Source organism: Paenibacillus sp. ALE3, assembly GCF_054113405.1.
In genome coordinates, this window is sequence record NZ_CM134214.1 from 3,063,382 (window position 1) to 3,079,273 (window position 15,892).

At 45.7% G+C, this 15,892-nt stretch carries 15 protein-coding genes; all 15 read right to left on the reverse strand.

Annotation, left to right across the window (positions count from 1 at the left end):
- Positions 1–5: 5 nt before the first annotated feature.
- The 15 genes from ACXHJ2_RS13250 to sucD all read right to left on the reverse strand — a co-directional run bounded on the left by ACXHJ2_RS13250 (position 6) and on the right by sucD (position 15,890).
- Positions 6–1,007 carry a magnesium transporter MgtE N-terminal domain-containing protein gene (locus ACXHJ2_RS13250; protein ID WP_165080018.1) on the reverse strand — a complete coding sequence of 334 codons (1,002 nt, stop codon included), beginning with the start codon at positions 1,005–1,007 and terminating at the stop codon, positions 6–8.
- Positions 1,008–1,054: 47 nt separating this feature from the next.
- A complete protein-coding gene (gene fliJ / locus ACXHJ2_RS13255; RefSeq protein ID WP_165080020.1) occupies positions 1,055–1,498 on the reverse strand; it encodes a flagellar export protein FliJ in 444 nt (147 codons plus the stop codon).
- Positions 1,499–1,508: 10 nt separating this feature from the next.
- Positions 1,509–2,828 carry a flagellar protein export ATPase FliI gene (gene fliI / locus ACXHJ2_RS13260; protein ID WP_016820950.1) on the reverse strand — a complete coding sequence of 440 codons (1,320 nt, stop codon included), beginning with the start codon at positions 2,826–2,828 and terminating at the stop codon, positions 1,509–1,511.
- Positions 2,815–3,651, reverse strand: a complete 837-nt coding sequence (locus ACXHJ2_RS13265) for a FliH/SctL family protein (RefSeq protein WP_025677618.1) — start codon at positions 3,649–3,651, stop codon at positions 2,815–2,817. Before ACXHJ2_RS13265 ends, fliI begins: the two co-directional genes overlap by 14 nt.
- The gene (fliG, locus tag ACXHJ2_RS13270; RefSeq protein ID WP_013309887.1) at positions 3,644–4,660 is read right to left on the reverse strand and encodes a flagellar motor switch protein FliG; all 1,017 of its coding nucleotides are present in this window, start codon (positions 4,658–4,660) and stop codon (positions 3,644–3,646) included. The genes ACXHJ2_RS13265 and fliG overlap by 8 nt, the downstream gene beginning before the upstream one ends.
- 11 nt (positions 4,661–4,671) lie before the next feature.
- Positions 4,672–6,255, reverse strand: coding sequence for a flagellar basal-body MS-ring/collar protein FliF (fliF, locus tag ACXHJ2_RS13275; protein WP_064963108.1), 1,584 nt, complete (start codon positions 6,253–6,255; stop codon positions 4,672–4,674).
- 37 nt (positions 6,256–6,292) lie between these two features.
- Complete coding sequence (gene fliE, locus ACXHJ2_RS13280) at positions 6,293–6,607, reverse strand: flagellar hook-basal body complex protein FliE (protein WP_007430020.1); 315 nt, start codon at positions 6,605–6,607, stop codon at positions 6,293–6,295.
- 39 nt (positions 6,608–6,646) lie between these two features.
- The gene (flgC, locus tag ACXHJ2_RS13285; RefSeq protein WP_013370672.1) at positions 6,647–7,099 is read right to left on the reverse strand and encodes a flagellar basal body rod protein FlgC; all 453 of its coding nucleotides are present in this window, start codon (positions 7,097–7,099) and stop codon (positions 6,647–6,649) included.
- 6 nt (positions 7,100–7,105) lie between these two features.
- Positions 7,106–7,513, reverse strand: coding sequence for a flagellar basal body rod protein FlgB (gene flgB, locus ACXHJ2_RS13290; RefSeq protein ID WP_019686986.1), 408 nt, complete (start codon positions 7,511–7,513; stop codon positions 7,106–7,108).
- A 407-nt stretch (positions 7,514–7,920) separates the two neighbouring features.
- Entirely contained in the window at positions 7,921–9,321 is a 1,401-nt protein-coding gene (gene hslU, locus ACXHJ2_RS13295; protein WP_064963109.1) for an ATP-dependent protease ATPase subunit HslU, read from the reverse strand.
- 36 nt (positions 9,322–9,357) lie between these two features.
- A complete protein-coding gene (gene hslV, locus ACXHJ2_RS13300; RefSeq protein ID WP_013370669.1) occupies positions 9,358–9,900 on the reverse strand; it encodes an ATP-dependent protease subunit HslV in 543 nt (180 codons plus the stop codon).
- Between the two features lie 26 nt (positions 9,901–9,926).
- A complete protein-coding gene (gene trmFO, locus ACXHJ2_RS13305) occupies positions 9,927–11,267 on the reverse strand; it encodes an FADH(2)-oxidizing methylenetetrahydrofolate--tRNA-(uracil(54)-C(5))-methyltransferase TrmFO (protein ID WP_165080022.1) in 1,341 nt (446 codons plus the stop codon).
- 27 nt (positions 11,268–11,294) lie between these two features.
- Positions 11,295–13,397, reverse strand: coding sequence for a type I DNA topoisomerase (gene topA, locus ACXHJ2_RS13310; protein WP_025677610.1), 2,103 nt, complete (start codon positions 13,395–13,397; stop codon positions 11,295–11,297).
- A gap of 215 nt (positions 13,398–13,612) precedes the next feature.
- On the reverse strand, positions 13,613–14,731 hold the full coding sequence (dprA, locus tag ACXHJ2_RS13315) for a DNA-processing protein DprA (protein WP_165080024.1): 1,119 nt from the start codon (positions 14,729–14,731) through the stop codon (positions 13,613–13,615).
- A 229-nt stretch (positions 14,732–14,960) separates the two neighbouring features.
- Entirely contained in the window at positions 14,961–15,890 is a 930-nt protein-coding gene (gene sucD / locus ACXHJ2_RS13320) for a succinate--CoA ligase subunit alpha (RefSeq protein ID WP_013370665.1), read from the reverse strand.
- Between the last annotated feature and the right edge of the window lie 2 nt (positions 15,891–15,892).

Here is a 15,892-nt window from a genome sequence, read left to right on the forward strand (position 1 = left end):
TCAAATTACTTACTACCCATCAATTTATTCAAAATTTTCGCGGTCTGACCTGCATCCTTGGCAGACATATTTTGCAGTAAAGAAGCACGTGTCGAATCATCTACTGTATTTAAAATGTTTAATGCCTTATCCGGACTGATTTTGTAAGTTTGTAAAATAAGTTCGGCACCGCTTTTCTTGTCCATGGAAGCAAATGTGCTACTGATTTGAGTGCTTTGCAGACTTTTACTCGTCGTTCCGGCTGTAGTACCTTGATCCTTTTTCAGACGGGACTGCAGCGCAGCTACCGATAAATCCGTAGATGGCGTTACGTTTTTCAGAGCCATCGTAATATCTGCTGCTTTTTTAGCGTCCATCTTTTGCAAAATCTTCGCACTGTTGGCAGGGTCCATATAGCTTAAGAGCTGTACGGTCTCTTCCGTGGTCAGATTCTCCATGATCGGTGCAGCTTTACTTGCCGTCATTCCTTCATACATGCTGGCAAGTTCTCTGGTCTGTTTTACATAAGGATCTTCATTTGTTGTTCCGTCTGTAGTTTGCGTACCTGCTTGTCCCTGCTGCCCGACCTGTCCCTGTTGACCCGTCTGCGACTGTTGTTCCTGTTGCGTTTGCAGTGTATTGACCTGATTCTGAAGTTCAGTAACCTTTTTATCTTGTGTCGTCTTAGCAGCGGTAGCCTTTTTGAGTTCTTCCGTCTGCTTAGCTAAATCCGCTTTTAACTGTTGAATGGTTGCTTCAGAACTTTCAGACTGTGCCTTCTGATCTGCCTCTTTTGTCTGGGTTGCCTTATCCTTCGGTTCAGGGATCCAGTTTTTAACAATTGGTATTTTGTTCCCTAATGAGATCATTTCGCTTCTGAAGTCCATATTGAACAGTGTAAGCAAGACCCCGACCAGAACGATTGTGAAAACAATCGGAATCAGGAAAAACATAAACCGTTCAAATCCCCCGCCTGATTCTTTTCCTAAATCCATATCCAGTTCATTTTCTGCTAACTTCTGTGCCATCGTCTTCCTCCTCAGGCAGCTGATATGCGTATCCTATGACGTTCCGCTTACCGGGCTTTCATGGCAAATCGCACGGAAGCCATTTCATCCAGCTCATTCTGCTCGCGCAGGAGCATTTCCTGTTGGAATTTCACGTTGGCCTTCTCTCTTGCTTTCAGCCAAACTTGTTCATCCAGCATTTTATCGGTCAAAACGGTTTGTTTGCTTTGCACATTTTGCTGCGCATATTGAACATCCCTATGCTTGCGTGTAATACATTGGTCCAGATGATTGACATAAGCTTGTAATTCCTGAATGCTAGAGAGTGGCGCGCAATCTTCGGCAGCCTTTTGAATGGCTAATATGACCCGATTCCTTTCGCCTATAAGCTGTGTTAATGTCTGCTCCTCAACCTGCAATTGTCCAACAGCACTGGAAAGCAGCCATTCGGCCTGTGACTTTTCGTTCGTTTTCAAGTCTACAACTTTTTGAAAGGAATACTGAAATCTCATCGTTCAACCTTCATCTCCTCGTAAATTCAGAAATCAAACGTTCTCGTACTTCGTCCAGCTCAGCCTTTTCATCGGTTCTTTGTCTTGTAAAATCCCATATATCCCGTATGCGCTCCATAGATTCGTCAATTTCTGCATTCGAACCCTGTTGATAAGCCCCAATGTTAATCAGGTCCTCTGAATCTTTGTAAATGGCCATCAAGCGCTTAATGTTTTCGGCAGCGTCTATCTGATCTCGTGGTGCAATGTCCTTCATGACCCGGCTAATACTTGCTAACACATCAATTGCGGGAAAATGTCCTTTGTTCGCAATCCCACGGTTCAAGACAATGTGTCCATCCAATATCCCGCGCACCGCATCCGCGATGGGCTCGTTCATGTCGTCACCATCAACCAGCACTGTATAAAAAGCAGTTATGGAGCCAGTAGGACCTGTCCCTGCGCGTTCCAGAAGCTTAGGCAGACTAGCAAACACAGATGGAGTGTATCCTCTCATTGCTGGTGGCTCACCCACCGCTAGACCGACTTCACGCTGGGCCATCGCATATCGGGTAACTGAATCCATCATTAACATGACATTCAACCCGCGATCCCGAAAATATTCCGCTATCGTCGTTGCAATAAGTGCACCCTTAATGCGGATCAACGCAGGTTGGTCGGAAGTTGCCACAATGACTACAGAGCGTTCTAGTCCCTCAGGACCCAAATCCCGTTCAATAAAGTCCAGCACCTCGCGTCCACGTTCTCCGATCAAGGCAATTACGTTCACATCTGCTTCCGTATTACGGGCAATCATACCCATCAAAGTACTCTTACCTACACCCGAACCCGCAAAAATACCAACCCGTTGTCCTTTGCCAATCGTAAGCAACCCGTCAATTGCACGTACTCCGATACTTATGGGTTCCTGCACACGCGGACGATTCAACGGATTGGACGGTATATTGAAGGTTGAATATCTCGCCATTCGCGAGGGAATCAGTGATCCGTCCAAAGGCTGACCCAAACCATCCAGCACTTTGCCTAACAGCTCCGAACCAACCTGCACATTCAGTGGCTTCCCTGTTCCTACGACATCACAACCAGGACCAATGGATTGTAGTTCTCCAAGTGGCATCAGAAGCACTTTATTGTCTCTGAAGCCAACAACCTCTGCCTGCAATGGCTTTGCCGCTTTGCCTGGATAAATATAACAAACATCCCCGATACTCGCGTCCGGACCTTCCGATTCAACCATCAAGCCGATAACCTGTGTAACCTTGCCATTCACCCGAACGGGGTCCAGCTGTCGCAAATGATCCATGTAGCGCTGCGCATTAAGCCCCTTCATGTCTTCGCTCCTCATTTTCATGTGCCAGACGCAGTAGTTCCTTTTTAATCTCAGCTAATTGCGTATCGATCCGGGCGTCCACGCTTCCAAAGGAAGAACGGATGACGCAACCGCGATCCTTTACGGTACCATCAGGAATAATTTGCAGTTCTGCCTGCGAATCGACAGTTAATGACAATTCTTCCCGCGCACCTTGCACAAATGCGAAATGCTGAGGCGACACACACAATGTAATGATTCCTTTTTCTCGCTTACGAGCCAAATTTTTGCGAATTAACTCAATTGTATATTCCGGTTCAAGACTAAGCTGTTTTTCAATGACCTTCTCGGCAATCGCACTACTCAGTTCAACCAGAAAAGGCTCTGCTTCCTGAATCAGTTGTTCCTTAATCTCATAGGCCTGACGCAGAATATCTTGTGCTTCTTCCATCATCTGCTCCGATTTCGTCTGAAGCTCAGCCTCAGCCAGCTTCTGGCCTTCTTCATATCCTTGTTGAAATCCATCTGCTTTTGTCGACTGAATCAACTGATCGTCATGCTCGCGTCGTTCCTGCCACCAATCTTCAATCTGCTGCTGTGCTTCCTGAAGCATTCGTTCCGCTTCTTCAGCCGCCTCGCGTACCTGACGTTCGGCAAAGTCCTTAGCATCATTCAACATTTCATCTCGGAGCCGTTCTGCCTCATAATCTCGCTGAGGCTCTGGCTCCGCATATTCAGTTGTGATTTCTTCATCCGTCGTTTCTGGCACGTACGTATGTGCCACATCAATCGTTTTCAAAGCCTCTACAGGCACATATTGGAAAGATTTAATCAAGTTAGACAATGATGTCATCTCCTCCGCCGCGTGCGATTATAATCTCACCGGCCTCTTCCAATCTGCGGATCGTTGAAACGATACGTGTTTGTGCTTCTTCCACATCACGCAGCCGCACCGGTCCCATGTACTCCATTTCCTCTTTGAAGGTTTCTGCCATACGTTTCGACATATTTCGGAAAATCACATCGCGTACTTCTTCACTGGACACTTTAAGTGCCAATTGCAAGTCTGCATTGTCGATATCGCGGACAATGCGTTGAATGGACCGGTTGTCCACATTGACAATGTCCTCGAATACGAACATTCTTTTCTTGATTTCCTCAGCCAGTTCAGGGTCTTGAATTTCAAGCGAGTCGAGAATTGTACGCTCGGTTCCGCGGTCTACGCCATTCAAAATCTGAACGATAGACTCGATACCACCTGCATTCGTGTAATCCTGCGTTGCAGTTGCCGAGAGCTTTTGCTCCAATACTCTCTCTACTTGAGATATGACCTCCGGAGATGTACTGTCCATGACAGCAACACGCCGGGCCACATCTGCCTGCTTTTCCTGTGGTAAGGACGATAAAATTGCCGCCGCTTGCTCAAACTGCAAGTATGAAAGCACGAGAGCAATGGTTTGCGGATTCTCATTTTGTATAAAATTCAATATTTGGTTCGGATCAGCCTTACGAGCAAAATCGAAAGGTCTCACCTGTAATGTCGCTGTCAAACGGTTAATAACCTCAACTGCTTTTTGCGATCCAAGCGCTTTTTCCAATATTTCTTTAGCGTAATTAATACCGCCTTGAGAAATGTACTCCTGAGCCAGACAAATTTGATGAAACTCGGCCATAATGGAGTCTTTTTCAATGGCATCGACCTTCCGTACATTGGCAATTTCCAATGTAAGTTGCTCGATCTCTTCATCTCGCAAATGCTTGAATATTTGAGCAGATACTTCTGGCCCCATTGTGATCAAAAGAATAGCTGCTTTCTGTCTTCCCGTTAAACCTTGACTGCTTGCCTTTGCCAATGAACTCACCTCTATTCGTCAGCCAGCCATGTACGAAGCAGATTGACGAATTCGTCGGGTTTCTTTTTCGCCAGACTTTCAAGCTGTTTACGCACTTGACTTTCATTTGTCACACTTTCCATGGTAATGGACGGGAATTCCGTCGGCGTTGGCATGAGTTGCAATTCTTCATCCAACTCTTCTTCCTGATTACGACGGCTGCGTACGATGAAGAAGATTACACCCGCCAACAGTGCCAGAACTGCAGCTCCGATGCCCCACATCCACGGGTTGGAAGCTGAGAAGAATGTATTGGTACTCGTAGGCGCCGGAGCAGCTTGCGAGAACACTGAAACCTTTTTAGCCAAATCAGCGTCTGTAAAAGTAGTACCGGAATTCGCCAGTGATGCTCTCACAATATTAACCAAAATGTTTTGAATTGCTGTCTGAGTTGCAGTATCCAACGTTTGCTGACCTGTTGGTGGTTCAACAGCTACATTAATGGTTAAATCTTTTACAGTGTACGGACTTTGGATAATATCCCTTGCAATTCGGTTAACTTCGTAGTTAATCGTACTTGAGCTCTTATCCGAGCTGGTATTGCCGGAATTGGCTCCTCCAGGGTAACCCGGGACATCCTGCGTTCCTGTCCCTGCAACTCCTCCGGTTTGTCCACTACTGCCCGTATAACTTTCCTGAATTTGTTGGGCACTGATTTCAATACCCTTCATTTTCGTTTGGTCAACAGGTGTGACCATTTGTTCCTTTGATGTTACTTTGTCGAAATTTAGCTGGGACATAACCAGTACGTTCACTTTGTCGTCTCCAACAATTTTCGACAAAAATTGTTGAACATTATTCCTTACATCGCTCTCAAACTTCTTCTGTAGAGCCATGTTTTCCTGAACACCACTTGTGAGTCCACCTTGGCCGCCCTTGGCCGTTGGAATCAATTCATATTCCTTATTGGTGATCGTAATATTTTCTACTGGCAAATTCGGTACAGCCGTTTTTACCAGGTTAAAATATCCGTCGATCGCTTGTTGATTGGGAGTAAAGCCAGGTTCGAATTCCATTTGAATCGAAGCAGATGCTTTGTCCTTTTCTTCAAGTCCGGCAAAGATATTTTCCTTTGGCATATTAATGACAGCTTTGGAGCTTTGGACACCATCCATCCGTTCCAATAGTTGCTGTACTTCGCCGTTCAATGCGTTATTGTACTTCACATTGAACTCGTTCTCCGTCATACCTATGGCCGAGGAGGACTGGTCAAAGGCGCTCATGCCGATTGACCCTTTCTGTATCAGGCCTTGAGACCCAACATCTACCTTCGCCTTATCTGCATTTGCGGTTGGGACTGAAATTTGTGTCCCCCCAGCATTAAGCTGATACGGTATACCCGCAGAATCGAGATATTTAATGACCCCAGCGGCATCATTTGCATTAAGATCCTGGAAGGCCACTTCATACTCAGTTTTGGTAAACTGCATCGTTAGCACTACAATGGCGATAATGATGAATGCTAATGTCGAAACAAGTAATATCTTCTGTTTTTTGCTGAAATTATTCCAATACCCGGAAATCTTATCCCGGTATTGGGCGATTCTCTCGTTCACTCCGTCACCCCATCCGAAACTTTGCTAAACCCTCACTTTACATCTGTGTACGCATGATCTCCTGATAGGCTTCGATCGCTTTGTTTCGGACCTGTGTAGTAAGCTGCAGGGAAAGCAGCGCTTGTTGTGAAGTGATCATAACCTGATCTACATCAACTTTGCCTGCCATGAATTGGTCGGACATCTGGTGTGTAGCGGCTTCCTGCTGCCCTACTTCATTAAGAGCATCCTTTAGGAAGGAGCCAAAATCCTTCAAGGATTCGGAAGGCGTCGCTTTCGTCAACTCATTGTTAGGCGATTGAATCTGCTGTATTACCGGTGTCTGTACGTTAAACATGGCGTTCTGAATCATGTTTTACTCTCCCTATTAAGTAGTTAGTAGTCCTGGAACTTAGCGACCGATTTCAAGCGCTTTGGAAACCATCGCCTTTGAAGCATTCAGAGCTGTTACATTGGCTTCGTATGAGCGTGTTGCGGAAATCATGTCGACCATTTCTTTCATTATGTCTACATTAGGCATATATACATAGCCATCTTTATCAGCGTCCGGATGACCCGGATTGTACACTGGCTTCAAAGGTGACTGATCTTCCTGAATTTGCGAAACTTTAACGCCAGCGGCGCTTGTACTACTTCCTTCCATTTGAGCCTTCAAAACATCGGCAAAGCCAGATTGGTTCGGCTCCAAAACAACCGTTTTTCTCCGATATGGAATTGCTTGTCCATTCTCCACCTTCGCCCGAGTTGTCTCTGCGTTGGCAATGTTGCTCGATATAACGTCCATCCGCAACCGTTGGGCCGTAAGAGCAGATGCACTAATATCAAAGCCGTTGTTAATCTTCACCTCGTCCTATCTCCCTTCTACCGCTGTTCTCATCATTTTGATGCGCTCATTAATTTCTTGGATGTAGGTATTATATCTTAGTTGATTTTCAGCCATAAGACTCATTTCTCTGTCTATATCTACGTTGTTCATGTTGTTATTCATGACTGAGTACCCATCTTTGGTGACCGTGGCATCAGGAATGGAGTTCACAGGTCCTATTTGAAAATGTCTTGAATTGGTTACTTTTCCACGCAATGGCGTGACATCACCGTCCATTTGCTGCTGAAGCAGTTCTTCAAATGAAACCTCCGAACGCTTAAAATACGGGGTATCCGCATTGGAAATATTATCGGCCATCACACGTTGTCTCGTATTGGCCGCCTGTACACCTGCCTGAAGCTTTTGAAAGCTTACATCACCCAGCAGATTCATTTAGCTCCTCCCTCCAGCGTCTACTCCAAAGTAAGATTCAATAAAACAAGATTTTTCACTTTTTTTCGACAATAAAATTTCATAATTATACATTTCTTTTAGGTCTTAAGTAGAAAATCTTAACTTTCTGTCATATATTCTAAGTTTCGTAGAGTTGGGACCTAATTACAATAAGAAAAAAGCCCTATCTTTTTTAAAAAAGAGGGCTTTAGATGCATAAAATGTTAAATTTTTCAGGTTTTTTTCAAGAAAATGAATGTTTTCTTAGCACTTTACACCTGTAAAAGATTATACGTCCTACTTTTGGAATAGACAGAAAAATCATCAACTTAACCTGTGTCTAGGACTAAACGACGGTGCAAGATAGTGTTATTCTGGACCACACACCCTATTTTTAGACACCCTGTTCATAAAATATACTGACTAAGGTCCCTGTTTTGGGCAATATCTCCCAGCTTCTCACGCACATATTCCGGGGTAATGATCATACGATCCAATGTAAGCTCCGGGGCTTCAAATGACAGATCCTCCAGCAGCTTCTCTAAGATGGTATGCAAACGCCGTGCGCCAATATTTTCGGTGTTGCGATTAACGGACTCGGCAATACTAGCGATCTCACGAATCGCTTCCGCAGAAAATTCGACTTCTATTTCCTCGGTGCGGAGCAACTCGGTGTATTGCTTGGTCAGCGCATTTTTAGGCTCCGTCAATATCGACACAAACTCATCCAAGGTCAGACTACTTAGCTCCACACGGATTGGAAAACGGCCTTGAAGCTCTGGGATCAGGTCTGACGGTTTAGCCACATGAAAAGCCCCAGCGGCAATAAACAGAATGTAGTCTGTTCTTACCGGGCCGTATTTGGTCATAATGGTAGAGCCCTCGACAATAGGTAAAATATCGCGCTGGACTCCTTCTCTCGACACATCAGGGCCACTTCCCTTGCCTTGGCTGGCAATCTTATCTATTTCATCAATAAAAATAATACCGGATTGCTCAGCACGCTTCACAGACTCCTGAATCACATCATCCATATCGATCAACTTGGCTGCTTCATCTTGAATCAGTACCTTGCGGGCTTCCTTGACTGGTAGCTTGCGCTTCTTCGTCCGCTTAGGAAGGAAACTTCCGAACATCTCCTGCATATTCATACCCATTTGTTCATTCCCTTGGCCAGCAAACATATCGAGCATATTGGGTGCGGTATCCTCCACATCAATCTCTATGACATCATCCTCAAGCTTACCGGACAACAGATCAAATTTAACCTTGCGTCGCTTCTCTGCTAAGGTTCCGTCCTGTTGTGGTGGTTCTTCTTCTACCGAAGTCCCTGTGTTATTGCCAAAAAGCATTTCAAAAGGATTACGTTGCGATTTATTTGACTTTTCTGCAGGTACAAGGATATTGACAATCCGTTCATTTGCCATGTCCTCCGCTTTGTCTTTCACATTCTCTGTTCGTTCCGACTTGACGATACGGATAGAGGTTTCCATTAGATCCCGCACCATGGATTCTACATCACGACCGACGTAACCCACTTCTGTAAATTTGGTGGCCTCTACCTTGACAAAAGGAGCTCCCACGAGCCGTGCAAGTCTACGTGCAATTTCAGTTTTACCCACACCTGTCGGTCCGATCATCAAAATATTTTTAGGCACAATTTCATCCCGAATATCATCCGGCAGTTTACTACGTCGATAACGATTACGCAAGGCAACAGCAACTGATTTTTTAGCTTCCTTTTGTCCGACAATATACTTATCCAGCTCGGATACCACTTGTCTGGGCGTCAACGATTGATTATTCATTTTGCACTCCTCCACCCTTGAATACTCAGAGCCGACTTACAATTCTTCCACGATAATCTGACTGTTCGTATACACACATATTTCCGAAGCAACCTCTAACGCTTCCCGTGCCATGTCCTTTGCTTCCATACCAGAGCCATGACGTTTGAAAGCACGGGCAGCTGCCAACGCAAAATTACCACCTGAGCCAATGGCCAACACATCATCGTCAGGTTCAATAATTTCTCCGCCTCCAGAAATGAGCAGCATCCCGGATGAGTCCATCACAATCATCAGCGCTTCCAGCTTGCGTAGTACACGATCCTGCCGCCAGTCTTTGGCCAGTTCTACAGCAGCCCTTTGAAGATTGCCGTGATGTTCCTCCAGCTTATTTTCAAACTTTTCAAACAATGTGATAGCATCGGCCACCGAACCCGCAAATCCCGCAACGACCTGCCCACGATACAATCTGCGCACTTTTTTAGCCGTTTGCTTCATCACAACACTGTTGCCGAACGTTACCTGCCCATCACCCGCAATAGCTCCTTTGCCATTATGGCGTACAGCACAGATGGTGGTAGCATGAAAGGACATATCCATAACGCGCTCCTCCTTTTCCTTCATCCTTATGCCTGTACTTCTGTTGACATAACTCCCGTTTGGTTGATATAACCGCGCAAACTTTCCAACGCGCGATTAGCGAGAGCTTCATTTTTTTCCTTTTTGTTACGAATGCGTGTCTCCAGCTTTGGAAGCAAACCAAAGTTTGCATTCATTGGTTGGAAATGTTTGAAATCAGCAGTTGTAATATATCGTGCCATGCTGCCTAGTGTCGTTTCCGCAGGAAATACGAACATTTCCTGCCCACGTGCTGCTCGTGCCGCATTTATACCAGCCAGCAGACCTGAGGCCGCCGACTCTACATAACCCTCTACACCAGTCATTTGTCCGGCAAAGAACAGATTACTTTTTCCCTTGAACTGATAAGTTGGGTGAAGCTGCTGTGGAGAATTAATGAAGGTATTGCGATGCATCACGCCATAACGTACAAACTCTGCCTCTTCAAGTCCCGGAATCATTGAAAACACACGCTTTTGCTCCCCCCATTTGAGGTGAGTCTGGAAACCAACCAGATTATATAGCGTACCTGCAGCGTTGTCTTGTCGAAGCTGAACAACTGCATAGGGTAGTTCTCCTGTATGTGGATTTACGAGGCCTACAGGTTTCATCGGTCCAAACAATGCCGTTTGTTTCCCACGTTGCATCATTACTTCGATAGGCATACATCCTTCGAAGTAGATTTCTTTTTCGAACTCCTTGACTTGTGCCACCTCAGCAGTAATCAAAGCCTCATAGAAAGCATCAAATTCCGCTTCGTTCATCGGACAATTTAAGTAAGCTGCTTCTCCTTTATCATAACGGGAAGCCAGATAGACCTTGCTCATATCGATGGAGTCCTTCTCTACAATCGGAGCTGCCGCATCGTAGAAATAAAAATACTCCTCTCCCATCAGCGTTTTGATCTGTTCTGACAAAGCTGGAGAAGTTAATGGTCCCGTTGCAACGACCACGATACCGTCCTGCGGGAGTTCCTGGAGTTCTTCATTAACGACCTCGATCAAAGGATGTTGATGAAGCGTATCTGTAATATGACCGGAAAATCCATCACGATCCACTGCCAATGCCCCACCAGCCGGAACAGCATGGCGATCTGCCGCACTCAGAACCAAAGAGTTTAGTATTCTCATCTCTTCCTTCAGTACGCCTACTGCATTCGTCAGACCGTTCGCGCGCAAGGAATTACTACATACTAATTCGGCAAATTTATCCGTATGATGCGCGGGTGTTTTTACAACCGGTCTCATTTCATATAACTTAACTGGCACTCCACGGCTTGCAATTTGCCAGGCAGCTTCGCTGCCCGCCAATCCTGCTCCGATGACCGTTACCTTTTGTAGTTCACTCACTTTTAAATCCCCCTGCTATCTTTGTTCTTAAGAAGTCTCTACACTCTCATCGCTCTCCTCCAGCATTTCGCTGTGATCGCAGACGGTACAGTTGAGCTTCGTTCCCTGTTTAGTACGTTTTTCGACCATTAGGCCACTGCAACTTGGACAAGGCTTAATGGACGGTTTATCCCAGGATACAAAATCACATTCTGGGTAACGGTCACATCCGTAAAAGACACGTCCTTTTTTACTTCGTCGTTCGACGACATGTCCCTCACCGCATGTAGGACAATTCATCCCGATATCCTTGACAATTGGCTTGGTGTTACGGCAATCCGGGAAAGCAGAGCAGGCCAGAAATTTACCAAAGCGGCCCAGCTTATACACCATGGGGCTGCCACACTTGTCACAGATGACGTCGGATACTTCATCCTTAATTTCAATTTCTTTCATTTCTTCTTCAGCCACTTCCAGACGCTTCTCGAATGACTCGTAAAAGTCACTCAACACCTTGACCCAATCACCTTCGCCTTCTTCGACGTGGTCAAGATCACCTTCCATATTGGCTGTAAATTCTACATTCAGAATCTCTGGAAAAAATTCTTCCATCTGCTCGATGACCAACTCTCCCAGCTCGGTAGGGAAGAATTTCTTCTCCTCAATAGCGACGTAACCGCGCTTCTGAATGGTTTCCAACGTCGGTGCATACGTACTCGGGCGTCCTATACCCAATTCCTCCAGCGTCTTCACCAGTCGTGCTTCCGTATAGCGAGGAGGCGGTTGTGTAAAATGCTGCTTTGGTTCAACCGATTCCTTTTTCAGCTTATCGCCGGGTTGAAGTGGCGGCAACAGCTTATCTTCTTCGGTTTTGCCGTCGTCATTCCCCTCCACATACACTTTCATGAAGCCTGGAAAGCGAACCTTTGAACCGGCTGCCCGGAATATCGCCTCGCCTGCTTCAATATCAACGGACAAAGTATCCATAATAGCGGAAGCCATCTGACTCGCCATAAAACGTTCCCATATCAGTTTGTACAATCGGAACTGATCTCTACTCATAAAAGGCTTAACAGTTTCCGGATCACGCAAGGCGGAGGTTGGACGAATCGCTTCATGCGCATCCTGAGCATTAGCCGACTTTTTTGAATACTGACGAGGACTTTCAGGCACAAAATCTTCGCCATATTTTTGAATGATGACCTCTTTCGCTTCCTCTTGAGCCGAAGTGGCGATCCGTGTGGAATCCGTACGCATATACGTAATCAGACCCACAGTCCCTTCTTTTCCTAAATCCACACCCTCATACAGTTGCTGCGCTACAGACATCGTTTTAGATGCCCGGAAGTTGAGCTTTCGAGCCGCCTCTTGCTGCAAGGAACTTGTTGTGAATGGAGGAGACGGATTGCGTAAACGCTCCTTCTCTTTCACATCGCGCACCTTGTAAGACGATTTTCCGATAGCTTCTAACACTTCTTGTACATCCGCTTCGCTAGAGAGCTCTTTCTTTTCGCCGTGTAGCTTATGGAATTTCGCTTCAAAAGTGCTGTCTTTAATAGCTAGTTTAGCTGTGATCGTCCAGTATTCTTCCGGTACAAACTCATTAATCTCGTTTTCCCGGTCCAGAATAATTTTCACTGCAACCGACTGCACACGCCCAGCAGACAGACCCTTCTTTACCTTTTTCCAGAGCAATGGACTTATTTTATAGCCGACAAGCCGATCCAATATCCGTCGTGCCTGCTGCGCATTGACCAAATCCATGTTGATCTTGCGGGGGGTTTTAAAAGCATCTTTGACAGCCTGCTTCGTTATTTCATTAAACACCACACGACAATCCGCCGTATCGTCCAGTTCCAGCGCATGCGCCAGATGCCAAGCAATAGCCTCGCCTTCGCGATCCGGGTCAGCCGCCAGATATACTTTTTTTACTTTTTTTCGGGCATCCTTTAACTCTTTTAGTATTGAGCCTTTACCTCGAATGGTAATATATTTGGGATTAAAATCATTTTCAACCTCTACACCGATCTGGCTCTTAGGTAAATCCCTGATATGACCCATGGAAGCCTTGACGATATATTTGCTGCCTAAGTATTTGCCGATCGTCTTCGCCTTGGAAGGCGATTCCACGATGACGAGTGAATCCGCCATAGGCTCTTCCTCCTCTCAATTACACACATGAATATGATAGACTTCCTGAAATGTGGTGAGCTATAGTTCGTTAATACGAGCTATAAATTCAACACATTTCAGGAAGTGGGGAAGGAGTAGGAATCCGCGATGCGAATAAACGCTAATTTCCCTCCACCTATGTTTAAAATTGAATTTTACGCATTTACTAACTAAGGATTTGACAAAAACAACGACTAAATAAGCTTGTATTTTGTGCCCGCTAGCTGAGCGATCCTTTTTTTTATGATTAACGATAACAGAACTGCGTGTAAAAGTCCAAAATCCCATGCCGTAGCATCAAGCAGTTCATCCAGTGTCATGGTTCCTTGTTCCAGCAGCAGCACTACGCGCTTTTCCTCAGAAGTCTCACTTTCTGATGCTTTGGAGACTTTCTTAAGATTAAGACTCTGTTCTCTATTGTATGAAGAAACCTGCCTTGTACGCAAATCTGCTTCATACTCCTCAATAATATCCGAAGCTTCAGTGACCGTTTTGGCTCCTTGCTTAATCAAGTTCAGCGTGCCTTTACTCTTCGGTGACGTAATGGGTCCAGGAACAGCAAACACATCTCGATTTGCCTCCAGCGCAGCATCCGCTGTAATCAAGGAACCGCTTCTAGCGTCTGCTTCTACAACGAGCGTCCCCTTCGTTAAACCGGCAATAATGCGATTACGTTGTGGAAACATCCCGGGATGAGACCTCGTACCTGGAGGATACTCCGATACGATTAGACCTTTACTAGCCATCTCTGCAAACAAAGAGGCATTTTGGGGAGGATAAATTTGGTCAATTGCTGTTCCAAGTACACCAATCGTGTTGCCTCCCTGGCGCAGGGCTGTTTCGTGACAAATACTGTCAATCCCTCTCGCCAATCCACTAACCACTGTAATCCCTGCATTACATAATTCCTCTGTTAGTATCTCCGCTGCTCTACGACCATACGCAGTAGGAACGCGAGTTCCTACCATGGCTACAGAACATGTGTGCAAAAGTGATTTATCCCCTTTTGTATACATCACCCAAGGAGGGTCAACTGTTTCCTTCATTAATAAGGGGTAATCTTTGTCCACATAAGTTACCGTACCAATATCACTGGATTGAATTCGCTGATATCGTTCATGCACCCATTCTTCATCGTAACACTCTGCCGCAATGCGTGCCTGTGTGGGACTTAAGCCTATCTCAATCCACTTTTGTTCGCTAAAATGCAGTAGCTCATGCAATCGATAATCACTCGACCAAATACGCTGAATAGTTCTTCTTCCGATTCCCTCTAACTCATGTAGACCTAATAAAAGCCATCTTTCTTCCAAACTGTGGTTCCCCCATTCATGGAAGAGTGAACCCTTCCTTATTTTGTGGCACAACGGATCATTTTGCAAGCGTTTCCCTGATAAGCCTGTATCAACGCAAAAAAAAAGCAACCTTTTCATCCCCTGTTTCAGAAGATAAAAAGGTTGCTTACCTTTCTTTCATTATACACTAGCCAGCAGCAAATTTCGATGTTGATTTACAGCCTGTATATTAATGAAGAAACACGATTTAATGTGTTGTACACAAGTTCAAAATACCACGTGCTTCCAACACACTTACCAGTGTCGAGCCCATTTCGGAAGGAGTCGGTGCCACCTTGATCCCGCAGGCTTCAAGCGTTGCAATCTTCTCTTTTGCCGTTCCTTTTCCGCCAGAAATAATGGCGCCTGCATGCCCCATCCGTTTGCCTGGAGGCGCAGTCACACCACCGATAAAACCAACGACTGGCTTCGTCATATTATCCCTGATCCACTCGGCAGCCTCTTCCTCAGCTGTACCACCGATTTCTCCGATCATAATGACAGCGTGAGTGTTGGGGTCCTCATTGAAGCGATGTAAAATATCGATGAATTCCGAACCTTTAACCGGGTCACCGCCAATACCAACCGCTGAAGATTGACCTATACCTCGAGTGGTTAACTGATGCACTGCCTCATAGGTCAAAGTACCACTACGTGACACAACGCCTACATGACCAGGCAGATGAATGTAACCTGGCATGATACCAATCTTACACTCTCCTGGCGTAATAACGCCCGGACAGTTAGGGCCAATCAGAACGGTCTTTTTACCTTCCATAAAACGTTTGACCTTGATCATATCAAGTACCGGAATCCCCTCTGTGATACAAATCACGAGGTCCAGTTCCGCATCCACAGCCTCCAAAATGGAATCCGCTGCGAAAGCCGGCGGCACGTAAATGACGCTAGCAGTTGCCCCCGTAGCTTCCTTGGCTTCGCTTACTGTGTTAAACACTGGCAGTTTGACCTGTTGTCCGTTTTCCAGTGTAATTTCTACCTCGGTGCCTCCCTTACCTGGAGAGGTGCCACCTACCATCTGTGTACCGTAATCAAGTGCACCTTTGGCATGGAACAACGCCGTTTTTCCCGTAATCCCCTGTGTAATCACCTTTGTATGCTTATCGACCAAAATACTCACGA

Coding starts and splice junctions, on each gene's coding strand:
- ACXHJ2_RS13250 (WP_165080018.1), bottom strand. CDS start 1,007: ATGGCACAGAAGTTAGCAGAAAATGAACTGGATATGGATTTAGGAAAA.
- fliJ (WP_165080020.1), bottom strand. CDS start 1,498: ATGAGATTTCAGTATTCCTTTCAAAAAGTTGTAGACTTGAAAACGAAC.
- fliI (WP_016820950.1), bottom strand. CDS start 2,828: ATGAAGGGGCTTAATGCGCAGCGCTACATGGATCATTTGCGACAGCTG.
- fliE (WP_007430020.1), bottom strand. CDS start 6,607: ATGATTCAGAACGCCATGTTTAACGTACAGACACCGGTAATACAGCAG.
- flgB (WP_019686986.1), bottom strand. CDS start 7,513: ATGAATCTGCTGGGTGATGTAAGCTTTCAAAAGCTTCAGGCAGGTGTA.
- hslU (WP_064963109.1), bottom strand. CDS start 9,321: ATGAATAATCAATCGTTGACGCCCAGACAAGTGGTATCCGAGCTGGAT.
- hslV (WP_013370669.1), bottom strand. CDS start 9,900: ATGGATATGTCCTTTCATGCTACCACCATCTGTGCTGTACGCCATAAT.
- topA (WP_025677610.1), bottom strand. CDS start 13,397: ATGGCGGATTCACTCGTCATCGTGGAATCGCCTTCCAAGGCGAAGACG.